The organism is Paenibacillus humicola (assembly GCF_028826105.1).
GTDB lineage: Bacteria > Bacillota > Bacilli > Paenibacillales > Paenibacillaceae > Paenibacillus_Z > Paenibacillus_Z humicola.
Map to the genome: position 1 here is coordinate 5595778 of NZ_JAQGPL010000001.1, position 22886 is coordinate 5618663.

Consider the following 22886-nt stretch of genomic DNA (forward strand, 5'->3'; position numbering starts at 1 on the left):
ACCGATGCTGAAGCTTTTACATTTTTTGAAGCCGTACCGCATTCCCGTCCTGTTCGTGCTGCTGTTTGTATTGCTGCAGTCGCTGACGGATTTGTACCTGCCGACGCTCATGTCGAATATCGTCGATCAGGGCGTCGTGCATGGCGACACCCCGTATATTTGGCGCATCGGCAGCTTCATGCTGCTCGTGGCGCTGCTTGGCGCGGCCTGCTCGGTCGGCGCCAGCTTTCTTTCCGCCAAGGCGGCGGGCGGCTTCGGTAAAGATTTGCGCAGCCGCGTGTTCTCGCACGTCTCGCAGTTCTCGCTGCACGAATTCGACCAGATCGGCACCGCTTCGCTCATCACCCGCACGACGAACGATATTACGCAGGTGCAGCAGGTGCTGACGATGATGATGCGCGTTATGGTCATGGCCCCGATGATGTGCTTCGGAGGCATCATCATGGCGGTCATCAAGGACCCTGCGCTGTCGCTGATCATTGTCGCCATCGTGCCGGTGCTCGGCCTCATTATTTATTCCATCGTCAGCAGAGGGGTGCCGCTGTTCAAGGCGATGCAGGCGAAGCTCGACCGGCTGAACCTCGTGCTGCGCGAAAATTTAACCGGCATCCGCGTCATTCGCTCGTTCAACCGCACCGCCCACGAGCAGGGCCGCTTTAACGACGCGAACCAGGATTTGACTGAGACCGCCGTGAAAGTCAACCGGATCATGGCTTCGCTTATGCCGGTCATGATGCTGACGCTCAATCTGGCGAGCATCGCCATCGTCTGGTACGGCGGCAAGCGGATCAATGCCGGCCATATGGAGGTCGGCGACCTCATCGCCTTCATTCAATATGCATGGCAGATCATGTTCTCGCTTATTTTCGCCTCGATGATGTTCGTCATGATCCCCCGCGCCTCCGCTTCGGCGGTCCGGATTAACGAGGTGCTGAACATGAAGCCGGACATCCACGATCCGTCGGCGCCATCACGCGCGGATCTCAGCGCGACGGTCGAATTCGACAACGTTTCGTTCAGCTATCCGGGCGCGGAAATGCCGGCCATATCGGGCATTACGTTCAAAGCGGGCCCCGGCGAGGTGACCGCGATCATCGGCGGCACCGGCTCGGGCAAATCGACGCTGATAAACCTGATTCCGCGTTTCTACGACGTGACCGAAGGGCAAATCCGGATCGGCGGCGTGGATGTGCGCGAGATGACGCAGGAGCGGCTGCGCTCCGTCATCGGGCTTGTCCCTCAGAAAGCGGTGCTCTTTACCGGCACGGTCGCGGACAATATCCGGTTCGGCAAGCAGGACGCCGACGACGAGGAAGTCCGGCATGCGGCAGCCGTCGCCCAAGCCAGCGACTTCGTCTCCGGGATGAAGGACGGCTTCGACTCGATTATAGCCCAAGGCGGAACGAACGTATCCGGCGGGCAAAAGCAGCGGCTGTCGATCGCCCGGGCGCTCGTCCGCCGGCCTTCGATCTACTTGTTCGACGACAGCTTCTCGGCGCTCGATTTCAAGACGGACGCCAACCTGCGGGAGGCGCTCCGCTCCGAAACGACGGACGCAACCGTGCTGATCGTCGCCCAGCGGGTCAGCACCGTGATGGAGGCGGACCGCATTATCGTGCTCGATGAAGGCAAAATCGCCGGCATCGGCACGCATAAGGAGCTGCTGGCGACGAATGCCATTTACCGTGAAATCGTGGCGTCTCAGCTGTCGGAGGAGGAGATCGCATGAGTGAGCAGCAGCGCGGCCCGCAGGGAGCGGGCGGTCCGGGCCAGCGCCCGGGCGGAGGAGGTCCGGCTCCGGCCAATTTCGGATTCGGCCCGGGCCGGGGCGGTGCGGCCGGGCTCGGCATGCCCGTCCAGAAGGCCAAAAATTTCAAAGTCACGCTCAGGCGCCTGATCGGCTACCTGAAGCCTCACCGATTGGCGCTTACCGTCGTATTTGCGACCGCGACACTCAGCACCGTGTTCTCGATTCTCGGACCGAAAATTATGGGCAAAGCGACGACGGCGCTGTTCGAAGGACTGATGGGGAAAATAAACGGCGTCCCCGGCGCGAAAATCGATTTCGCCTATATTTGGCAAATATTAGTTGTTCTTGCCGGCTTATACTTGATCAGCTCGCTGTTCAGCTTCATCCAGCAGTACGTCATGGCCGGCGTCGCGCAGCGGACGGTTTACGGCCTGCGCAAGGACGTGAACGAGAAGCTGGCGAGGCTGCCGCTCAAATTTTTCGATTCGCGCACGCACGGTGAAATCATGAGCCGCGCCGTCAACGATATCGACAACATCAGCGGCACGCTGCAGCAGAGCTTGACGCAGTTCATTACGTCGATTGTCACGCTGGTCGGCGTCGTCATCATGATGTTTTCGATCAGCTGGGTCATGACGCTCATCACGATCGTAACGCTGCCGCTCAGCTTCGTTGCGATCAAAATGATCGCCAAACGGTCCCAACTGTATTTCAAAGGGCAGCAAAAGTCGCTCGGCGAGCTGAACGGCCACGTCGAGGAAATGTATACCGGCCACGGCATTGTCAAGGCGTTCGGGCACGAGGAAAAATCGATCGCGCGTTTCAATGAAGTGAACGAGCAGCTGTATCAGTCCGGCTGGCGGGCGCAGTTCGTCTCCGGCATGATCATGCCGCTTATGGGCTTCATCGGCAACATCGGCTATGTGCTTGTCAGCGTGGCCGGAGGCCTGTTCGTCCTGCACCGGCAAATCACGATCGGCGACGTGCAGGCGTTCATCTCCTACTCGCGCCAGTTCACGATGCCGATTACGCAGACGGCCCAAATCGCCAACGTCATTCAATCGACGATCGCTTCGGCGGAGCGCGTATTCGAGCTGCTTGACGAAGCGGAGGAGGTGCCGGAAGCGGCCGATGCAAAGGAAATTGCGGCCGGTTCGTCTGCCGGCGGCGGCGTTTCCGCCGTTGGAGCGTCAGCGCATGCCGTCAAACCGCCGAATGGCGACGTCCGGTTCGAGCACGTCAAGTTCGGTTACAAGGAAGACGCCCCGCTTATCGAGGATATGAATATCGACGTCAAGTCCGGGCAGACAATCGCCATCGTCGGGCCGACAGGCGCCGGTAAAACGACGCTCATCAACCTGCTCATGCGTTTTTATGAGCTTAGCGGCGGCCGGATTACGGTCGACGGCACCGATATCACCGCCTACAAACGCGGCTCGCTGCGCAGCTTGTTCGGTATGGTTCTGCAGGATACGTGGCTGTTCAACGGCACGATTCGCGACAATATCGCCTACGGCCGCACGGGCGTGACCGAGGAGGAGGTCGTGCAGGCGGCGCGCGCGGCATACGCGGACCATTTTATCCGCACGCTGCCGGACGGCTACGATACGGTACTGAACGAGGAGGCGTCGAACATCTCGCAGGGGCAGAAGCAGCTCCTCACGATTGCCCGGGCAATACTCGCCGATCCGGCAATCCTTATTCTCGACGAGGCGACGAGCAGTGTCGATACGCGGACCGAGATCCACATCCAGCAAGCCATGAGCGTGCTGATGAAGGGGCGCACGAGCTTCGTTATCGCGCACCGGCTGTCCACGATCCGCGACGCCGGCCTGATTCTCGTCATGAATCACGGCTCGGTCATCGAGCAGGGAACGCACGAGCAGCTTCTGGCGAAGAACGGCTTTTACGCCGACCTGTATCACAGCCAGTTCAGCCGCCGCAAACGTCAGGAAGCGATTTGATCGCTCCAATCAAGCAGAGACGGGTTTCGCCGACCTTTGGCGGCGAAACCCGTCTCTTTGCTTAAGAATTGAAGTTCAACGATAGGCCGGATGATATTCGTTCTTCTCTTCCAAGAAGAAACGGCTGACACCGGCCTTTGGAAAAATGCAATATTTTCCCTCAAATAGAGATGATAAGGCGACTTGGAATAAAATAAAACGAACAGCTCGCCTTTTCCAATAACAAAAAAAATCGCGTGAACGTCGCACGCGATTTTTTTGCCGCCGCTCGGCGGGGCGCCGGTCGGCGAAGAGACCGCCCGCCGGAACGGCCGCGCCTCTTTTATTCATATCGAAGCGATTCAATCGGCTGCATGCGGGCAGCCTTGCTCGCGGGGTAAATGCCGAAGAACAGCCCGATGCCGGCGGAAAATCCGAATGCCAGCAGGACGGCCCACCACGAAACCAGGAACGGCCATTTCGTAATGAGCGAGAACAAATAAGCGCCGCCAAGCCCCAGCAGGGCCCCTAATATGCCGCCCATAAAACAAAGCACCACGGCCTCGACGATAAATTGCCACAGAATAACGCCGGGCGTCGCTCCGATCGCCTTGCGGATTCCGATTTCCCGGGTCCGCTCGGTGACGGAAACGAGCATGATGTTCATGACGCCGATTCCGCCGACAAGCAAGGAGATGCCGGCGATCGATCCGATAATGATTTGCAGGATGCTGAACACGGAGCCGACCAGATTCTGGGCTTCTTCCCCCGTTTGCGAGAAATAAGCCGCGGCGGTCGTTTGATGACGGCTGGCGAGCGTGCTTTTCACCTGATCGATCACTCTGGCCATTAGCTCTGCGTCGCCCGAATCCGCCCTCACATATAACGTGCTCAGCCGACTGACGCCCCCTCCGAGAGCGGAGGAAACCGTTTCGATGGGAACATAAGCCGAATATTGATTTTTTGTCGGGATGGAAAACAAGCCTTTTGGCGTCTCATACACCCCAACAATTTGGTAATTGGAACCGTTCATCTGCACTTTGCGGCCGATCGCCCGCTCGTCCGTGCCGAAATAAGTCTCGGCATAATTCGATTCGACGACAAGCACCTTGCGGCGGGAACGCTCCTCGGAGCCGGTAAAGAAGCGGCCTGCGGTCAGCTTGATATTTTCCACCTTGACCCGGTCCGCCGTCGTCGCACTTAATGAGAACCGGATGTCGTCCCTGTTCGCTTTGCCTTCCAGGACGGCGTTCGTTTGACCGGAAATCGCCGCTACTCCGGCATTTCGGCTCAGCGCCTTCACATCCTCCAGCGTCGGCACCAGCCGTTCGCTCGTGCTGATTCCCTGCGAAGAGTCCGGAACCACGATAAAGAAGCCTTCGCCATAATTATCGATATCCGATACGATCGAGGACTTCCCCGCCTGACCGACCGAAACGACGGTTACCACCGCAGCCACGCCGACCACGATACCGATCATCGTCAGAAACGATCTGAATTTGTTGTCGCGCAAGCTTTCCAAAGATACGAGAATGCTTTCGAGCAGATTCATTCCTGCCTCCTGTCTTCGTTCCACCGATCCTCCAGCAGCGCACCGTCGGTGAAGCGCAGGATTCGTTTCGAATAGGCCGAAATATCCGGTTCGTGCGTGACGATGACAACGGTGACGCCTTCGTCGTTCAACTGCATAAACAGCTTCATAATGTCGATCGAGGATTGCGTATCCAAATTGCCGGTCGGTTCGTCCGCCAGGAGAACGGTCGGATTCATCGCGAGCGCCCGGGCAATCGCCACCCGCTGCCGCTGGCCTCCCGACAGCTCGTTCGGACGGTGGGACAATCGCTCCCCGAGACCTACCCTTTGGAGCAGCTCGGCCGCTCTCGCTCTCCGCTCGGATCTGCCGACTCCGCCGTAAACCATCGGCAGCTCGACGTTGCGCAGCACGCTCTGCTTGGGCATGAGATTAAAATTCTGGAACACAAAACCGATCTTGCGGTTACGGATGGCGGCCAGCTCTGTTTCCTGCAGCGACTGCACTTCCCGGCCGTCCAGAAAATATTTTCCTTCCGTAGGCACGTCCAGGCATCCGAGAATATTCATGACGGTGGATTTACCGGAGCCCGAAGGGCCCATAATCGCCACGAATTCGCCTGCCCCGATCGTCAAATCCGTGGCCTTCAACGCCTGAACCTGTATATCGCCGTTGATGTAGCTTTTGGAAACGCCCTGCAGCCGAATCACGACGCCTTCACCTTGGTTCCGTCCTTGATGTTTCCGGATACGTCCGACACGACCCGGTCCGAAGCCGTAAGCCCCTTCAGCACTTCGACCCGTTCTCCATCGTCCTGGCCCGCCGTAATTTCCGTCTTGACGGCGCGGCCGTCCGTCACTTTATACACGAACGAACGGTCTCCTTCACGGCCGACGGCATTTAACGGAAGCAAGAGATGCGGATCGCCCGGCAAAGCAAACTCCACATTCACGTCGTAGCCCGGCTTCAGCGGCTTCGCCTGCTGATCGGTTCCGGCATTGTCCACCTCGATGACAACCTGTACGGACGAATCGGTAGCGTCCGCCGATGCGGTTGTCGCCACCGGAGCGATGGCCGTAACCTTCCCTTTGACGGTTTGCGGAAACGCGTCGCCGGTAATGTCCGCTTCCATCCCCGGCTTCACATTTGAAGCATCGACCTCCAGCAGCGAAGCTTTGACCTGAAGATGATTCGTATTTGTAATGACCGCCACTTTCGCCCCTTGAGCGATCGATTGGCCCGCCTCCGCATCCAGCTCCACAATCGTTCCGCTGCCGATTGCCGCAAGCGATGCGGCCTCCTGCTTCGTCTGCAGCGAATCGATCAGCAGCTTCTCGTTCGCAATCTGCATGTCCACCGAAGCGGTATCCGGTTTTTCAACGTCCGCGGCAGAATCGATCTCATGATTGGCAAACTGCGTTTTGACGTCGTCGAAATGCTTCTTCAGCACGGACGTTTTCTGGTCCTCCAGCGATTTCAGCGTATTTTGCTCCTGCTTTAATTGCAGCTTGATGTCATCCATATTGAAGGTCAGAAGCGTCTGTCCTTGTTCGACGGCATCCCACTCCTGAACGGCCACATCCCGAATCGGGGCGGTTACCGGGCTGTAAACCGTATACGTCTTGGCCGCCTCGAGCTTGCCGCTCGCGAACACGCTGGCCGATATCGTCCCTTCGCTGGGCGAAGTCAGGCCGACCTTCAAGCTTTTATTGATTTGAAACAAGTTCCAGGCGATTAAAAGCAAAATGGAAGCGCCCAGGATAATCGCGATTCCGATTTTTTTCTTCAAGAAGCGTTTCCCCCTATCTGCTGCCGATCAAACCGCCAATAACGGTCAAAATCAGCCAAATCACAATCACATAGACGGTCACTTTTCCGGACCTGACACCGGTCATGACCTTCGTTCCGACGACCTGAAGCCCAAGTCCCCATAGCGAAAAGGGATTGAAAATGTTCAGGATGACAAAAAGGATCCCTTTCTTCACCGGGAGCAAAGCGGCGGGACTCAGGATGATGTCGTTTATACTGCCGGCGTCCGTTGCCCTCAGCAGAATTCCGGTTAAGAGAGCTCCGATAACGCCCGGAATTGAAGCATATATGGCCGTTTTCACCAGCTGCATATATTTGGCTTCGCCTTGAACCAGCGCGTTCACCAGCTTAAGCCGCAATCCCGTGATGAAGAAGATGACGATAAGCGAAACGATTGAACCTATGTATGCCCCGACCTCAGCGATGCGCAGGACGCTGGATTCCGATACGCCCTGAACAGGCGCCTTCTGAAGCTGCTCGTGAACCGTCTTATGAATGATGGGCATTTGCAGCCACGTACCGGCGGCGAGCATGACGATAATGACGAGAATTACCCACCATCCGCCCCCCTCCTTCAATTTCTTGAAGGCCGCTTCGGGCGACACCAATACGGTGAATAGTTGGCTCGTCCTTTTCCTCCCGATCGATCGGATTTATGGAAAAATTATAGTTGACCTGCATAGGGCTGACAACAAATAGAGTCAACATTAATAAAAACTTTAGAATCTGCATGTTTTTTCATGCACAGAGGAAATTTTCCTGTCAGATTGTTTTACGGAGAGGCTGAGGCTGAGGTTTCAACGGAATTTCTCTCGTCAGGCGATTTCTCTTGCGATAAATCGTCAGGCGGTCCCGTATAATAGAAGAAAGAGCGTACCCGCGTTTTATAGCGGACAAACCGGTCCATACTGACTATTAAAGGGGAACCGGGAGGGATACCGATGTTCAGACGATTCAATTGGGGACTGCTGGCCGCAATCGGATTTTCGGCAATGGTATGGGTACTGATCATTATTTGGCTGACCAGGCTGCTGTGACGGATGGATGCGCTTTCGCCGAGCCGCTAGATTTTCCGGTTATACGGATGAACCGAACACCCGCATAAACTGCCCCTTATTGCTGATTTTCGTTTTCGCATAGACCTTCTTGATCAAGCTGCGCACCGTCCCTTCGGCAATCCCCATTTCCGAAGCGATGCGCAGCACACTGTAATTCATCAGCCAGCCGTATGCATCGGAAAAATGAACGCCCCCAGCACAATGAAACTTTTCCTGAATTCCATAATCAACAGCCCTATTTCTTAATCCCGCAGATAGATATTTACAATTCATAATATTCTTATTATATAATTGAGATTACAAAATTGGGAAGGAGTAACATATGAATCGAAGTGAGATGGTATTTGAAGGTCCGATGCCGGAGATTTCATTTGGGATGCTGCCTGCACATGATGAACAGTACAATTGTTAATCTTTAGAACTGTATGTAGAGACTAAGTACAGTGTAAGAAGAAATATTGTAAAGAAGCTGGGAATCATCCCTACCATTCTGCATGCGATTGTTAGTCTTTGGAGGGGCTCCGAATTCAATACGCTTATTACAGGAGGCGGTACTTTTGTTCGATCGCAAAAAGCTCGATTTCTTCGCGGCATCTGCTGCGGAATGCACTCTCGCACCGGATGAGGCGGAGCTGGTGCTTGCGGAATGGACCGCTCCCGGCTGCTCGCAGGACCGAGAGCCGGAGTTTATCGCGCCGCTCCATGTCCACCGCTCGGATGACGAGGCATGGTATGTGCTTGAAGGCACGCTTGCTTTCAGGATCGGGGACGAAACGGTGGAGGCTTCCGCCGGCGGAGCGGTAATCGCGCCGCGAGGTAAACCGCACACGTACTGGAATCCCAGACAAGAGCCGGCGCGATATTTGATTATTATGACCGCGAGGATCCGTGCCTTGATTGACGCCATTCACGCCACAGACAAGCGGGACCCGGAATCGATGAGGCGGCTGTTCGAGCGGTTTGATTCCGAGCTGATTCACAGCCCCTGACATAGGGATCGACACCTAAAGATAACGGCTGATTGCCGCAAACGTTCGTTTGCAGCAGGGTCACTGCGCTCTTCGCTCGGAGGAGCCGCTCCCTCTCGCAGAACCGGTCCATTTCCGCCGTTCTTCTGCCCGCACATGTCTGCTAATCCCGCTCGTAAATCGAGCCCGTGCGGCTCGCGAACAGCTCGCCGTATACTTTCTCGGCGTAAGCGTCGGTCATGCCGGCGATGTAGTCGGCGACGAGCCTCGGCCACGTCCAGTTGTCCTTCAGCCGCTCGAAGCTCTCGATCCAGTCGGGCGGCACGATGAGCCGTCCCGTCTCCTCACGCTTGAACGTTTCCCACAGCCGTTGGAGCATGATTTCGCTGCGTTTCTGCAGGCGCTGCACGCGAAAATCTTTGATCAGCGTCACCCACGCCAGCTTTTTCAAAATTTCCATCGTCCGCAGCAGCTCCAGGTCCTCCTGGCCGTCCGCCACGAACGTGACCCGCTTCCAGCCGGTGCGGGCATCGTCGATAATGCCGACCCTGCCGGCGAATTTGCTCACCCAGCGGGCTTTCATTTCGCGTCTGGCGCGCGAAGCCTCGCGGCCGCTTTCGGCGTAGACCGCCTCCCACTGCTCCAAATAACGCGCGCATACCGAACGAACCATCGCCAAAATATCGACCTGATCCCAGCCGACGTTCGTATTGCCGGTATCCTCCACGATTTCCTGCACGAGATGGGCCGCCAGCCGGTCGTCTTCGAAAAAGCTGCGGTTCATCTGGATTTTGCCCGCGCGGATGCCATCCTCGATGTCGTGCGTGGAATAAGCGATGTCGTCGCACAGGTCCATCAGCTGAGCCTCAAGCGTCGCGCAGCCCTCCGGCATGCCCCACAGCCCGCGCAAATACCGGATGCCTTCCCACTCCTTCGGATACACGCCCTTCAGCCGCCCGGGCTCCTCGAGGCTGAACGGATATTTGTTGATCGCCAGCAGCGCGGCGGCGGTCAAATCGAGCCCGCTGTCGCTGCCCGCCCGCTTCTCGAGAAACATGAGAATGCGGTAATTTTGCGCGTTCCCCTCATAGGGCAGCCCGTGCTCGGCGGTCAGCAGCCGGTTCAGCACCTCTTCCCCTTTATGGCCGAAGGGCGGATGCCCCAGGTCGTGCGCAAGCGCGGCGATTTCGACCACTTCGGGCTGAATGACCAGCCCCGGATGAGCGGTTTTGGCCAGGAAGGGCTCCGTCTTGTTCAGGCGCCGCGCCACTTCGCGGGCGATCTGCGACACTTCCAGCGAATGCGTCAGACGCGTCCGGTAATAGTCGCCCGTCCCCGCGCCAAATACCTGCGATTTCCCCTGCAGACGGCGAAAAGCCGGCGATTGGATCAGCCTGGCGTAATCCTTCTCGTATTCGTCGCGATCCTCGCTGGAATGCACATTTTCGGTATCGTATAAACGCAATTTGCGTACATTCATCGGCTTCTTCCTTTCTGATCTGCCGTGCGAGCGAGAGAGCACGCGTCTGCACGCGGCCGGCTTGCCCGCCCGGGCCCGCGCCCGGGCAGCTCATGGCGGCATTACAGCCCAAGCTCCACGAACGCTTCGTTCATTTTTCGCCGCAGCGGCGTTTTCACGTCCTCGCCGGCAAATGCCGCGTCCAGCGCGCCGCGGACCAGACCGGCAATGTCGTGCTCGGCAAGTCCGCACCGTTCCATGAGCGTCAAATATTCGCGCGTTAGCGTCGTGCCCGAGACGGTCCGGTTGTCCGTATTGACCGTCACGGCAAGCCCTTCGCGCAAAAAATCCGGCAGCGGGTAGTCCCTCCACAGCTCCACCGCCTTGGTCTGCAGATTGCTGACCGGGCACATTTCGAGCGGGATGCGCCGCGCTTTGACGAGCTCAAGCACGGACCGGTCCTGCGTCAGCCGTACGCCGTGGCCGATCCGCCGGGCGCCCAGCCGTTCCACCGCCTCGCGGACATTGTCCGGCCCGGCCGCTTCGCCTGCGTGGATCGTGACCGGGAGCCCGAGCCCGGCCGCCAGCCCGAACAAGCCGCGGAACCGCGATGCCGGGAACGACGCTTCGTCCCCGGCCAGATCGACGGCGACAACGCCGCGGTCCCGGAACCGGGCGGCCGCCTCCACGACCGGACGGTTCACATCGGCATCGTGATGCCGCATGCAGATCGCGATCGCCCGGCTCGCGACGCCGAATTCCGCTTCGCCCTGCCGCAGACCGCTCAGCACATGGGCGATCGCCGCGTCCGGCGTCATGCCGCCAGCGGTATGCAGCTGCGGCGCAAAGCGCACCTCCATGTACAGGCAGCGCTCCTCCGCAGCCTGCCGGACAAGATCGCAGGCGATGCGCTCCAGCGCCTCGCCGTCCTGCATGAACGGCAGCACGAAATCGAAGGTTTTCAAGTAGTCCCGCAGACTTTCGCAGTCGTCCGGGACGGTCATATAGGCAAGCAGCGCCTCCGGAGTGTCGGCGGGAAGAGCGAGCTTCCGCTCCCGGGCAAGCGCCAGCAGCATTTCCGGCCGCACGCTTCCGTCCAGATGGACATGAAGGTCGACCTTCGGAAATGCGGCCATTCTTCGCTTTTGCTCCTCATGAACGGACGTCAACACCGATTCTCCCCCTCCTCCGATTATCGTATTCAAGTCAAGCGGCTTATGACGCCGATCTCTCATTTTAAATGAGGTTTATTCACACCGATTTGCCACGGACAAGCCGCGTAATCTTATTCTAAACCAAAAACGGCCGAAATGCCCCATTTTCATGGAGCAGCCGGCCGAAATTTTCAGGCTGCCATTCAAAACTTCCGTTACAGCAACGACTCGATCGAGGGCTTGATGTCATTCGGTACGACCCTCGGCTCGAAACGGCCGACGACTTGTCCGTCGCGGCCGATCAGGAATTTCGTGAAATTCCAGCGGATCGAGTTGTCGTTGCCGCTCTCCGCCGCGTCCTCGCCCTGATACGGCGCCGCTTCCGTCAGATAGGCAAAAAGCGGATGCGCCGTCTCATCGCGGACATCGGTTTTTGCGAACAGCGGGAACGTCACGCCGTAGTTGATTTTGCAGAAGGACTGCACCTCTTCGTTGGTGCCCGGCTCCTGCTGGCCGAACTGGTTCGACGGGAAGCCGAGAATTTCGAGGCCTTGTCCCTTGTACTGCTCGTAGAGCGCCTGAAGCCCCTCGTACTGCGGCGTAAGGCCGCATTTGCTGGCCGTATTGACGATCAGCAGCACCTTGCCTTTGTAGTCGGACAATGATTTCGGCTCGCCGGTAATCGTATTCGCCTCAAAATCGTAAACCGTGGTCATGATCGGTTACCTCCTCCAAATATTCGTTCGAATGCGGCTTCCGGCAATCGGCCGGCGGATAGCATTTGATTCAAACGTAGCGATTTCTTCCAGGGAAGTCAAGCATCAAGGACGCGCGGGAGGGAAAGACTGTTAAATTTTCCTTTACATGCGAGGCGCCCCCTGCTAAAATGGCATCACCTTATATGTTAACCATAATGAACAAATTCAGGTTAACAATTAATAATCAGGCGCTGTCCAGAAATCACGGCGAAAAGCATCCCAGCCGCAACTATGCGGGATTGCAGGAACTAGCTGACCTGGCGGCCATAGGATACATGCCGTAAGAAAGTAGGGGCGGCAAATAAAATCGGGAGAGGTGCGAGACATGACAATCACGGCGAAGACGGACTGGTTCAAGCTTGCGCATAAAGCGCTTGACGGAGAGCGACTTCACTTGGCGGAAGCGCTTGCGGTGCTGGAAGCGGACAATGACGAGGTGCTGCCGATTTTACAGGCGGCTTATCAGGTACGAAAGCATTTTTACGGCAGGAAGGTCAAGCTGAATATGATTATGAACGCCAAAAGCGGCCTGTGCCCCGAAGACTGCGGCTACTGCTCGCAATCGGCCGTATCTTCGGCTTCGGTCTCGAAATATTCGCTGCTCGATAAGGAAACGCTGCTCGCCGGCGCGCGGGAGGCGATGAACCGCAAAGCGGGTACATACTGCATCGTCGCGTCCGGCAGAGGTCCGACCGAGAAGGAGCTGGAGCAGGTTGCCCTGGCCGTAAAGGAAATCCGCGAGACGATGCCGCTTAAAATTTGCGCCTGCCTGGGTATTTTGAAGGACGGACAGGCGGAGAAGCTGGCCGCGGCCGGCGTTCACCGCTACAATCACAACCTGAACACAAGCAGAGCGAACTTCCCGTCGATCACGTCGACCCATACGTACGACGACCGGGTAGAAACGGTGGAAAAAGCGAAACGGTCCGGCATGTCCCCCTGTTCCGGCGTCATTATCGGCATGGGCGAGACGCACGAGGAAATCGCCGACATGGCCTTCGCGCTCCGGGAACTGGATGCGGATTCGATCCCGGTCAATTTTTTGAACGCCATTCCCGGCACTCCCTTGGAGAACGCCGGCCGTACGCCGGCCATGAAGGCATTGAAGGTGCTTGCGCTGTTCAGGTTCGTCTGCCCATCCAAGGAAATCCGCGTCGCGGGCGGCCGGGAGGTGAATCTGCGCTCGCTGCAGCCGCTGGCGCTTTATGCGGCGAATTCGCTGTTCGTCGGCGACTATTTGACGACCGAAGGTCAGAAAGCGGACGCCGACCATCGGATGATCGAAGATCTTGGGTTTGAAATCGAAATGTGCGCGCTGTAGAAAACATGAGGGGACGAAGCGCTTCGGAGGGGAAGATCGCTGACGCGGGCCCCGGCCCGGGCGGCGGTCAAACCTTTTTCAAGGGAGAAGCCTCAGAAAAATCGAATGGGATCTTGCGGCTTCATCAGGCACAATTCGTACCTTCAGCCGCCTGCCCCTGCAAACAGCCGAGCGAAACAAACAACCTCCGGCACTTGGAAAGCGGTCCGGAGGCTGCGGCTGGCAGGTCAGGCGTTTTTCTCTTTATTCAAGCGGCGTTTGAAGTAGATGAATACCGGCAGCGGAACGACGATCCAGCCCAAGGATTTGATCATCGTGTTGACCGCCTGGCGCTCCGTCCGCTCCCTCTGCTCCGACAGCATCAGGTCGTAATCCTTCCTGAGCTGTTCGTCCGACAGCTGCTGCCCGTCCGCCGGCTTCGGATTGCCTTTGCCGTCCAGCGCGATCCCGGTGCGCATCTGCTTGTATTCGTCGTACGTCTGGTAATACGAAGAAGGAGCGACGAGATCGGCAAGCCCCATAAACACGCCAACGCTTCCCCCAAGAACCATCATCAGCGTCACGAACAAAATCAGGTACTGATAAATTTTGTGAAACATAACATCCCCCTCTGCGTTTGTCTTGTTGTTTTTGGCGGCAATGACGGAGACCATAAAGAAAATCAGGCTGACTGCAACGACACCCACGATAAAAAGGATAAACGCAAACACGGAACCCCTCCTTTCGCTCTCTCTCCTTTCGTATCATAGCATAGCGGAAACAATCCTTCTTACGCTTTATTATGGAAACGGTTTCGCTTCTCTATTCACCGCGGGACCGGTTAACCCGCCCCTCCTGCCGCGGGCATCTCCGCGTGGTCGACCGGCGCTCTCATGCAGCGAAACACCGCGGATAGGGAGCCGCGCACGGTGAAGAAAACGAAAAAACCTCCGGACCCTTTATAGAGCCCCGGAGGTTTTCGAGCGCGTGCTTGCTTGCGGTTCCGACTGTTCCGCGGTTACCCGAGCAGTCCGGCTTCCTTCAGGTTCAAATAGCTGACCGTGACCGTCTCGAACGGAGTCAGGTTGCGCACCTTATCCTGCTCGACCGTCATCCATTCCACGCCGCCTATCTCGCACGCCGCCTGGATCGAGCCCTTGATGTCGACGACGCCGGTGCCGACGGCCGTCCATTTGCCGACCTCGTCCGTCCCGTAGACGTCCTTCAGGTGGATCGCCGGAACGCGGCCCGCCATTTTCTTCAAAATATGCGCCGGCTGCGCGCCGCCGACCGCGATCCAGGCGACGTCAAGCCGGAAAAACACGTTCTTGGGATCGGTATACTCCGCCAGAAGGTCAAGCGCATATACGCCGTTAAACGTCGTTTTGAACTCGTGATCGTGGTTATGATAGCAAAATTTCAGTCCTTCGCGGGCCAGCCGCTCCCCCGCGGCGTTGTACAGCTCGGCGTCACGGAGCACCTCTTCCCGGGAGTTGCAGGTCGCCCACCACATCGTCACATGCGACGTTTCGAGCGCATGGGCGTCCGCAATGATCTTGTCGAGATCTTCCCGCAGCGCGTCCTTGCCGGCGCTGTGCGTCGCGACCCGCAGCCCGAGGTCGTGGAACCGCTTGACGTTTTCTTTGACGTCGCCCTGCAGCAAGTAATGCGCCCCTTCGATGCCCTCGTATCCGATTTCCGCGACCCGCTTCAGCGTGCCCCATAAATCCTGCTTCACTTCTTCATGAATGAGTCCGATCAGGCCGAGCTTCGGTCTTGTCATTTCGATTGTACCTCCTTTATTTTGTAAGCGGCGGAGTGCGCGAACGCCCCGTTCTCCAGCATCGTAATGAACGGATTGTCCGTCACGCCTTCAAGCGGCAGCGCCACGCGGGCATGACGGCGGACCGATTCGTAGAAGGCGAAAATAATTTCCGCCGCGCGCAGCGCCTTTTTGTAGGACAGCTCGGGCTCTTCGCCCGTTTCCAGGCAGTCGAGCGCATTGCGGACAAGCCCGATCATCTGCTCGCCGGGCTGCAGCTCGATAACGGGCGGCTTCCAGGACGGATCAGCGTACACGGCGGCTTGGCGGAATTCGCCGTCCCAGAATACCTCGATGAAGCCTTTCTCCCCGATGACCCGGACGCCGCCCCAGATGTCCATGTCCGGCCCGCCCAGCTGGATGTTGGCCCGCACGCCGTTCTCGAAGACGATGATGCCGGCCGCCACCGACTCGGAAGGCACGTTGAACCAGTTATACGTTTCGCTCGCGTCGACGGCGCCGAGCACCCATTTGGCCGGGCACTCGTTCATGAAGCTGAGCGCCTGGTCGAACGTATGCGTGCCGCAGTCGAGCAGATTGGGCGGCGAGAACAGGTCCATGCGCAGCAGCTTGCCGAACACCCCGTCGCCGATCATCTTCCGCACCGCCCGGTTGCCGGACGAGAAACGGCGCTGATGGGAGAACGTCAGCTGGCAGCCGGTCCTTTCCGCGATCCGCGCCAGCTCCTGGCAGTCGCCCCAGGTCGGCGCCATCGGTTTCTCCGACAGCAGCGCCTTGACGCCCGCTTCCGCGCAATCGCGAAAAACGGGGAGATGAAGCGGCGTCCACAGGCAGAGAATGACGACGTCCGGCCGTTCGTTGGCCAGCATCTCCTTATAATCGGTGTAGACAACACCCTCGAAGCCGAATTCGGTATTCAGGGCGGCGGCGGCTTCCGCATTGATATCGGACAGCGCGACCACTTCGCACCTCGCATCGGCTTTGACCCCGACCGCATGCTCGTGCGCGCGTCTGCCGCAGCCGATAAAGGCTACGCGGTATGTCTTGCTCATCGGTCACTCTCCTCTCGGCGTTAAAGCGTTTTCATTTAATGTTCGATAGAACGTCCGTCTATTTCAATTATTGAGAACGCACGCCAAAATAACAATGGAGCGAACCTTCAAAAAAATGGACTCGTTTGATTTTCCGGCCGTGCGGAGGAAGGATCCCGCTGCGAAATGAAAATAACCGCAGATGCTTGTGGCATCTGCGGCCGGTCGCGTATCCGCCATCAGGGACGGCGGATGCTTGCCGTTGCCGAGGGATGGGTTGTTTCCGTTCCCGTCATTGCATTAAGACGCGGACAATCCGTGCCGCGACTGAGTGGCGGCCCCTCCTATTCCGGGCTTTCCCGCTGCAGCTTCAGGTATTCCCGCAGCATGGCGAGCCGCCAGACGAGGATCATGCCGAAGGCAAGCACGAAGAACAGCGCGCCCGTCTGCGGAATCGTCACGTACCGCTCGATCTCCTCATGCAGCAGCAGCCGGAGCAGGATCAGGATCAAAATGATAAAAATAAACATTTTCGACCGCCGCAGCACGATTTCCCCGCCCGACCGCTCGAGCTTCGACGTGCGGATGAGCGGATAGGCCAGCAGCAGCGCGCCGACGGCGAAGGCGCCGAGCGCCCACAGCAGCGGAATGCGCATGAAAGGCGCAACAAACATCAGGAAGCCGGACGACATGCCGAGCGGCGGAATGATGATTTTGCGCAGATTGGTCGGCCGGTTCGACGCCCGAAGGCGCAGAAACGCCACGGCGAACCCGGATAAAATCGTCACGACCAGAGAACCGATATGGGTCAGATGAACGGTTGGCGGAAAAATGCTCACGCGGATTGCAGCTCCTTTTCAAGCGGCATAAGGCGTTTTCTTTTATCGTACCTATTTTCAAACCGCGTTGCAAATGTTTAATCCATGTTGCGGACGATCAAATACGCGATAAAGCCGAGCGGGCCCAAAATCAGGACGACGAGCGCCCACAGGCAGCCGATATTGCCGCCCCGCTTCTCCGACGCGTCGGCCCATACCCAGAACAAGCCTACAATCGATATCATCCACAGCAAAAGCACGAATCCCAAAGCTCCGACGCCTCCCCGCTGCAGTGCGTTCCTTCTAAACTACATGCCGCGGTCGGCCGACTTATGTCAAAATTGTGTCTGTGTTAAAATGTGTCTGTCGTCCAATCGGGACAAAAGGAATTGTAAGATCGGCGAAGGGAGTTCGAAAATGGAAGCGAGCACAAAAAAGCCGAGCGGACTGCTCCATGTTCACAAGATGAACGATCATTTCACGCTGACGCTGTATTCGGCATCCGGCGAGCTGGACGACTACGTCGAGCATTATTGGATCGTAAACTGGGATCTGCGCGGACGGGAGCCCTACCTGTCGGAAAATCTTCCTCATCCTTCGGTCCATCTCGTCGTGGAGCCGGGGGTATGCCGGGTTGTCGGGATCGTCAAGGAGAAATTTTCGTTCGAGCTGAGCGGCCGGGGCTTTGTATTCGGCGTCAAATTCCGGCCCGGCGCCTTTTACCCGCTAACGGGCGTCCCCGTCCGTTCGTTCACCGGACGGTCCATCGCGGCCGTGGAAGTCTTCGGCCCCGAAACGGCCGAGTGGGAAGCGGCGGTCCGCGCCGCCGAAAGCGACAGCGCACGGATCGCGCTTGCGGAACGATTTCTGCGCGGGCGCCTGCCCCGGGAACGCGATGAGACGGCCGGGCTCGTCAGGACGATCGTGGACGTCGTCGCGGCGGACCGCACGATTGCGACTGTGGATGCCGCGGCGCAGCGGTTCCGCCTGTCGACGCGCATGCTGCAGCGGATGTTCGGCAAATATGTGGGCATCTCGCCGAAGTGGGTTATCGGGCGCTACCGTCTGCTCGAAGCCGCCGACCGGCTCGCCGAAGGGCAGTCCGTCGATTGGGCGCAGCTTGCCGCCCGGCTCGGATATTACGATCAGAGCCACCTGATCAAGGATTTCAAAAGCATCGTGGGTCTCTCTCCCGAGGAATACATCCGCAAAAACACGAAAACCGGCCCCGGTTGAACGCCGGGCCGGCCATCGTATGCGTTTAATTTTTCATACCCTGCGCCAGCTCCACGAGTCTGCTCAGCGTGTTCCAGTTGCGAACCGTCGCCGGCACGCCGAGCTTCGGCAAATTGGCTGCGAGCTTGGCGTTGCGCACGCTCTGCCGGAACAGCAGATAGACGTCGCGGCCGGCAATCCGGTACTCGTCGTCTCCGTTGTCCGCGGCTGCAAGCTTGGCGATGCCGGACGCCGGAGGCGCCTCCGGCAGCAGCGCGGCATAAAGCGTCTCCGCGTCCGTATTGGCGGCGGCTTCCGCCAGCACTTCAGCCGTGAACGGGCAGCCGTGCGCGATCCCTTCCAGCTCCTCCGCCGTCCGCAGGACGGCCGTCAGCGAAATCCCGAATACCGCGGCGATCTGCCCCTCGATCCGGCTGCGCAGCGCGGCCTCCTCTTCTTCGGACTCGAACAAAATGTTGCCGCTCTGGATATACGTCGACACGCGGGCGAGTCCGATGTCCTCCAGCGCCGTTTTCAGCTCGGACATTTTGATTTTATTTTTGCCGCCGACGTTTATTCCGCGCAGCAGCGCGATCCAAATGCTCATTTTTCTCCCCGCCTTCGCTCAGGACCAGCCGAAATCGAGCGTACGGCCCGTTTCCACATACGATTTGAGGCTGCTCAGGATGATCGGCCAGCTTTCCTTCGTGCGCTCGTAGGAAGGGTGACCTTCCGGCCAGCGGTCGTTTACGAGCGTGACTTTCGTGCAGGCGCCCACCGTCTCAAGCGTCAGCGTCACCCTCGTTTCCAGCTCCGCGTGCCGCTCTTGATAAGAGGGTCCGGGATGCTCGGTGTAGCTCATCAGTCGATGCGGCTCATATTCGAGTACCGTCCCGTAGACGTGTACCGTTTCGTCCCCGTCATTGCCCGGCCCGACATATTGGTAAGGAGAGCCGGGTTGGAAGGTCGAATTCAGCACGCACCCGAAAAAGACTGCTTTCGTTCCTTCCGGCGAGACGAGCGCCCTCCATACGTCCTCAGGCTTCGCTCCGATATAAAGCACATACGTTAAAGCTTCCATAGCAGTCCACCATCCCTTCCGCATAATCGAGCTTGTACAAGCAAGTTTTCCCCATTATAGACGAAACGAACGACGGTGTATTGTAAAAACGCGACAATTCCCGTTGCCTTTTCGCATGCTTCCCCGGCATAATGTCCATAAAGGAGCTTGTCTTTTTATAAAGGAGGGGGATGCGGCGATGAGCGTTTTGTTCGATTTGCATCCCGGCGAGGCGCGCGTGCGCCGGCTGGGGGATGCCGACAGCAGGTTTGCCGATTTGGCCCGTCTTATCGGTCCGCTGTCCGTTCCGGCGCAGGCGGATGCCTTCGCGTTCCTGGTCCGGTCGCTGATCGGGCAGCAGCTTTCCGTAAAGGCGGCGGCGACGATCACGGGGCGCGTCCTGCAGCATTGCGGCGAATTGACGCCCGGCGTCGTGCTGGCCGTCCCCGAAGAAAATCTGCGCGCCGCGGGCGTATCGAAGCCGAAAATCGCCTATGTCAAAGGGCTCGCCGGGCTGACGGAGCGGCAGGAGCTCGATTTTGCGCGCTTCAGCGGCATGGACGACGCCGAAGCGGTCGCCGCCCTGACGACGGTGAAAGGGATCGGGCGCTGGACGGCCGAGATGTTTCTGATCTTCGTGCTCGGCCGGGAAAACGTGCTGTCGCTCGGAGATGCCGGACTGCGGCGCGCTGCCGCCTGGCTGTATAAAGATGCGCCCGGAGGGGAAGACGCCGCGCTCGATCGGCTCGGACGAACCTGGGAGCCGTACCGCAGCATCGCTTCGCTCTATCTGTGGGAGGCGATCAACCGCGGACATGTCGGAGCCGGCCCGTTCGGGCAATCGCCGGATGCCGCTGCGCGTTCGCGCGGCGGCGGAGGGGAGGGCCGCGCATGACCCCTTTCACGATGCGCGTGATCGAGATTATCCGGAGCATACCGGAAGGCGCCGTCATGACCTACGGTCAAATCGCCGAGCTCGCGGGAAGCCGCAGGGGAGCGCGGCAGGTCGTGCGCATCTTGCATTCCTCGAGCCGGAAATACGGCCTGCCATGGCACCGGGTCGTCAACAGCAAGGGCGAAATCGCCCTGCAGGACGAGGAAGGACGCAGGATGCAGGCGATGTATCTGCGAGACGAAGGCGTCCCCGTCGACGACCGGGGCCGCGTGGACCTGCCGGCCCGGCAGTACATTCCGGGGCCGGACTGAGACGGAAGCCGGGCGGCGGACGGTGAGCCGAATTCGGCTGTAAGTGCCGGGCGGCGGACGCAGGGCCCTATTCAGCTGAAAAGACCGGGCGGCGGACGGTAACCGCCCGCGCCCGGCCTTTCCGCTACTGCGCGGCCGCCTTCACGGCCGCCAGCCTCGCCCGGACGTCCGCCGGCAGCCCGAGCCGCAGCTCCAGCTCCTCCTTCTGCCGCAAGTGGTGGCGGAAATGCATCGCCACGAGGCGGTACCACTCCTGCGCATTCAGCCAGCCCAGGCGCGGATGCTCCATTTTCATATTCGGGTTCACATCCGCAATCTTGCCCGCCCACTCCTCCATCTTTACCTTCACCAGATCCAGCCCTGCCGCAAGCTCCTCCCTGCTCTCCGGATTTTTCGGCGTATACTGCGGCGAAGCCGGAACCTTGATTTTGACCGGCGGAAAGGCGTCCAGCCTGAATACCGCTTCGCCCGCCTCCGTCTTGCCGAGCGGCTGCTCCCGGTCCGCCGATGCGCAGGCCTCCGCATTCCGAAGCTGCATAAACAGGGACGCCCCGATCAGGTGGTGATACAGCTGGCCCAGCGACCAGTTATCCTCGCTCGCACCCGCCTGCAGCTGCTCCAGGGTATAATGCTCCAGATCGCTTTTGTACGCCTCAATCAATGCGTAAATGTCCATTCAAACCGCTCCTTTTTTCATAAGGTCTACAGGTTTCATTTTAACCGGGTACCACTGACACCTAACTGTCAGGGTTTACAGGTTTTTCTTATACTGTAACCTTGATGCCAGTGCCAAGGTACTGATTTATCTTATTCTGTAACCTTGACATCTCGGTGCCAAGGTTTACTGATTTATCTTACTCTGTAACCTTGACACCTCGGTGCCAAGGTTTACTGATTTATCTTACTCTGTAACCTTGACACCTCGGTGCCAAGGTTTACTGATTTATCTTACTCTGTAACCTTGACACCTCGGTGCCGAAGGTTACTGGTTGATCTCCTTGGTAACTTACCGTCAGTTGAAGGCGCAGACAAAAATCCGCCGAAATATTTTAAATATACGTTGACATGAATATTCCTTTAAGGGTATATTTAGAGCAAGACAAAGAAAACATTGTAAGAAGGAGGAGATTTCAAGGATGAAGCTTGTTATCCGAACTCTCCGATGAACAGGATCATGCTCGCCGTATTAGCCGAGCCAGCCCGGTTATCCATGCTCGAGCTGCTCCGCAGAGGCGGCCCGTTAACCGCGGGGGCAATGGCCTCTCGTCTCAGGCTGAACCGGACGCACGCTGCCAGGCATCTTCGCATTCTAAGACTTGCCGGAATCGTCGAAGCGCATTCGGCCGCCAACCGGCGCGTTTATAAGCTGAAGCCGCGAGCTTTAGGCATGCTCGGCGATTGGCTCGACCTTTTTCTTGCCGAAGGGGACGATCGATTGGACCGGCTGGACGATTACCTGCACGATCTGCAAAGACCCGCAGTGATTTTCGAAGCAGACCTGGCGAAGATTTCAAAACGATGGAAGTCATGACGATTGAGGAAAATTAAAAAATCGGAGGGTTCGTAAAATGAAAAAAATCGCGATTCCGTATTGGATGTTTACCGGGCTGCTGGCGGCGTTCATGTTCTCGGGTTCGATTCCGGATCTTCTCTCCACTCCCGATGCCGTCGAATTGTTTAACCAATTGGGGTATCCCGCTTATTTGCTCCCGTTTCTGGGCGTTGCCAAAATATTGGGCGTGATCGCGCTGTTCATCCCCGGATTTCCGCGGGTGAAGGAGTGGGTGTATGCCGGATTCGTCTACGATTTGGCGGGGGCGATGTATTCCACCTTGGCCAGCGGCGGGCCGGTCGGCGGATCGCTGTTCTTCCTGCTCGGGTTCGCGATGATAGCCGGCTCCTACATTTACCATCACAGAAGGCTGAAAGCCGCTTCATTCGGCGCCGGCGCCCGGGAGCTTCGCCTGCAGGCGGGAAATCCGAAATACGCCGAGTAATCTCGGAGATGTGTGAATAAAGCTTTCGCCCGTTCATACGCGAACG

26 protein-coding genes are annotated in these 22886 nt (G+C 58.1%); 9 read left to right on the forward strand and 17 right to left on the reverse strand.

The window, feature by feature from the left end; genetic code table 11:
- Positions 1–4 precede the first annotated feature (4 nt).
- Together PD282_RS25645 and PD282_RS25650 are read left to right on the forward strand one after the other, a co-directional pair.
- Positions 5–1729 (forward strand): ABC transporter ATP-binding protein, encoded by a 1725-nt coding sequence (locus PD282_RS25645; RefSeq protein ID WP_274654458.1) that lies wholly within the window; start codon positions 5–7, stop codon positions 1727–1729.
- Complete coding sequence (locus tag PD282_RS25650) at positions 1726–3714, forward strand: ABC transporter ATP-binding protein (RefSeq protein ID WP_274654459.1); 1989 nt, start codon at positions 1726–1728, stop codon at positions 3712–3714. Before PD282_RS25645 ends, PD282_RS25650 begins: the two co-directional genes overlap by 4 nt.
- A 75-nt stretch (positions 3715–3789) precedes the next feature.
- Here PD282_RS25650 and PD282_RS25655 read toward each other — a convergent pair whose 3' ends face one another.
- The 6 genes from PD282_RS25655 to PD282_RS25680 form a co-directional block, all read right to left on the reverse strand.
- Positions 3790–4044: a hypothetical protein gene (locus PD282_RS25655; RefSeq protein WP_274654461.1), complete on the reverse strand. Its 255-nt coding sequence runs from the start codon at positions 4042–4044 to the stop codon at positions 3790–3792.
- On the reverse strand, positions 4037–5245 hold the full coding sequence (locus PD282_RS25660) for an ABC transporter permease (protein ID WP_274654463.1): 1209 nt from the start codon (positions 5243–5245) through the stop codon (positions 4037–4039). The genes PD282_RS25655 and PD282_RS25660 overlap by 8 nt, the downstream gene beginning before the upstream one ends.
- Positions 5242–5934, reverse strand: coding sequence for an ABC transporter ATP-binding protein (locus PD282_RS25665; protein ID WP_274654465.1), 693 nt, complete (start codon positions 5932–5934; stop codon positions 5242–5244). The genes PD282_RS25660 and PD282_RS25665 overlap by 4 nt, the downstream gene beginning before the upstream one ends.
- Positions 5931–7013 (reverse strand): efflux RND transporter periplasmic adaptor subunit, encoded by a 1083-nt coding sequence (locus tag PD282_RS25670; protein ID WP_274654467.1) that lies wholly within the window; start codon positions 7011–7013, stop codon positions 5931–5933. The genes PD282_RS25665 and PD282_RS25670 overlap by 4 nt, the downstream gene beginning before the upstream one ends.
- 13 nt (positions 7014–7026) lie before the next feature.
- Positions 7027–7638: a YIP1 family protein gene (locus tag PD282_RS25675; protein WP_274654469.1), complete on the reverse strand. Its 612-nt coding sequence runs from the start codon at positions 7636–7638 to the stop codon at positions 7027–7029.
- A 471-nt stretch (positions 7639–8109) separates the two neighbouring features.
- On the reverse strand, positions 8110–8250 hold the full coding sequence (locus PD282_RS25680) for a helix-turn-helix transcriptional regulator (RefSeq protein ID WP_274654471.1): 141 nt from the start codon (positions 8248–8250) through the stop codon (positions 8110–8112).
- A gap of 398 nt (positions 8251–8648) precedes the next feature.
- Here PD282_RS25680 and PD282_RS25685 point away from each other — a divergent pair, with 398 nt between their 5' ends.
- Complete coding sequence (locus PD282_RS25685; protein WP_274654473.1) at positions 8649–9080, forward strand: cupin domain-containing protein; 432 nt, start codon at positions 8649–8651, stop codon at positions 9078–9080.
- A 142-nt stretch (positions 9081–9222) separates the two neighbouring features.
- Here the strand turns inward: PD282_RS25685 and PD282_RS25690 are convergent, their stop codons facing one another.
- From PD282_RS25690 to PD282_RS25700, 3 genes are all read right to left on the reverse strand, one after another.
- On the reverse strand, positions 9223–10539 hold the full coding sequence (locus tag PD282_RS25690; RefSeq protein ID WP_274654475.1) for a deoxyguanosinetriphosphate triphosphohydrolase family protein: 1317 nt from the start codon (positions 10537–10539) through the stop codon (positions 9223–9225).
- Positions 10540–10640: 101 nt separating this feature from the next.
- On the reverse strand, positions 10641–11690 hold the full coding sequence (gene add, locus PD282_RS25695; protein ID WP_274654477.1) for an adenosine deaminase: 1050 nt from the start codon (positions 11688–11690) through the stop codon (positions 10641–10643).
- A gap of 197 nt (positions 11691–11887) precedes the next feature.
- Positions 11888–12388, reverse strand: a complete 501-nt coding sequence (locus PD282_RS25700) for a glutathione peroxidase (RefSeq protein WP_274654479.1) — start codon at positions 12386–12388, stop codon at positions 11888–11890.
- Between the two features lie 367 nt (positions 12389–12755).
- Between PD282_RS25700 and bioB the strand changes: the two genes are divergently transcribed.
- The gene (gene bioB / locus PD282_RS25705; protein ID WP_274654480.1) at positions 12756–13751 is read left to right on the forward strand and encodes a biotin synthase BioB; all 996 of its coding nucleotides are present in this window, start codon (positions 12756–12758) and stop codon (positions 13749–13751) included.
- A gap of 227 nt (positions 13752–13978) precedes the next feature.
- Here the strand turns inward: bioB and PD282_RS25710 are convergent, their stop codons facing one another.
- The 5 genes from PD282_RS25710 to PD282_RS25730 all read right to left on the reverse strand — a co-directional run bounded on the left by PD282_RS25710 (position 13979) and on the right by PD282_RS25730 (position 17631).
- A complete protein-coding gene (locus tag PD282_RS25710; protein ID WP_274654482.1) occupies positions 13979–14461 on the reverse strand; it encodes a hypothetical protein in 483 nt (160 codons plus the stop codon).
- A gap of 287 nt (positions 14462–14748) precedes the next feature.
- Positions 14749–15513 (reverse strand): sugar phosphate isomerase/epimerase family protein, encoded by a 765-nt coding sequence (locus tag PD282_RS25715; RefSeq protein ID WP_274654483.1) that lies wholly within the window; start codon positions 15511–15513, stop codon positions 14749–14751.
- A complete protein-coding gene (locus tag PD282_RS25720; protein WP_274654485.1) occupies positions 15510–16565 on the reverse strand; it encodes a Gfo/Idh/MocA family protein in 1056 nt (351 codons plus the stop codon). The genes PD282_RS25715 and PD282_RS25720 overlap by 4 nt, the downstream gene beginning before the upstream one ends.
- A 323-nt stretch (positions 16566–16888) precedes the next feature.
- Positions 16889–17383 carry a CcdC family protein gene (locus PD282_RS25725; RefSeq protein WP_274654486.1) on the reverse strand — a complete coding sequence of 165 codons (495 nt, stop codon included), beginning with the start codon at positions 17381–17383 and terminating at the stop codon, positions 16889–16891.
- A 77-nt stretch (positions 17384–17460) separates the two neighbouring features.
- Positions 17461–17631, reverse strand: a complete 171-nt coding sequence (locus tag PD282_RS25730; RefSeq protein WP_274655491.1) for a hypothetical protein — start codon at positions 17629–17631, stop codon at positions 17461–17463.
- A gap of 148 nt (positions 17632–17779) precedes the next feature.
- Here PD282_RS25730 and PD282_RS25735 point away from each other — a divergent pair, with 148 nt between their 5' ends.
- Positions 17780–18598, forward strand: coding sequence for a helix-turn-helix domain-containing protein (locus tag PD282_RS25735; RefSeq protein WP_274654488.1), 819 nt, complete (start codon positions 17780–17782; stop codon positions 18596–18598).
- Between the two features lie 25 nt (positions 18599–18623).
- On the opposite strand, the gene PD282_RS25740 is transcribed toward PD282_RS25735, so the two are convergent.
- Both PD282_RS25740 and PD282_RS25745 read right to left on the reverse strand, forming a co-directional pair.
- Positions 18624–19184 (reverse strand): DUF1697 domain-containing protein, encoded by a 561-nt coding sequence (locus tag PD282_RS25740; protein WP_274654490.1) that lies wholly within the window; start codon positions 19182–19184, stop codon positions 18624–18626.
- Positions 19185–19202: 18 nt separating this feature from the next.
- The gene (locus PD282_RS25745; protein ID WP_274654492.1) at positions 19203–19658 is read right to left on the reverse strand and encodes an SRPBCC family protein; all 456 of its coding nucleotides are present in this window, start codon (positions 19656–19658) and stop codon (positions 19203–19205) included.
- Positions 19659–19836: 178 nt separating this feature from the next.
- On the opposite strand from PD282_RS25745, the gene PD282_RS25750 reads away from it, so the two are divergent.
- Entirely contained in the window at positions 19837–20532 is a 696-nt protein-coding gene (locus tag PD282_RS25750; RefSeq protein ID WP_274654494.1) for a DNA-3-methyladenine glycosylase family protein, read from the forward strand.
- Entirely contained in the window at positions 20529–20843 is a 315-nt protein-coding gene (locus tag PD282_RS25755) for an MGMT family protein (protein WP_274654495.1), read from the forward strand. The genes PD282_RS25750 and PD282_RS25755 overlap by 4 nt, the downstream gene beginning before the upstream one ends.
- A 124-nt stretch (positions 20844–20967) precedes the next feature.
- On the opposite strand, the gene PD282_RS25760 is transcribed toward PD282_RS25755, so the two are convergent.
- Positions 20968–21519: a DinB family protein gene (locus PD282_RS25760; protein ID WP_274654497.1), complete on the reverse strand. Its 552-nt coding sequence runs from the start codon at positions 21517–21519 to the stop codon at positions 20968–20970.
- A gap of 498 nt (positions 21520–22017) precedes the next feature.
- On the opposite strand from PD282_RS25760, the gene PD282_RS25765 reads away from it, so the two are divergent.
- Positions 22018–22374 carry an ArsR/SmtB family transcription factor gene (locus tag PD282_RS25765; protein WP_274654499.1) on the forward strand — a complete coding sequence of 119 codons (357 nt, stop codon included), beginning with the start codon at positions 22018–22020 and terminating at the stop codon, positions 22372–22374.
- Positions 22375–22411: 37 nt separating this feature from the next.
- Positions 22412–22840, forward strand: a complete 429-nt coding sequence (locus PD282_RS25770; RefSeq protein ID WP_274654501.1) for a DoxX family protein — start codon at positions 22412–22414, stop codon at positions 22838–22840.
- Positions 22841–22886 lie beyond the last annotated feature (46 nt).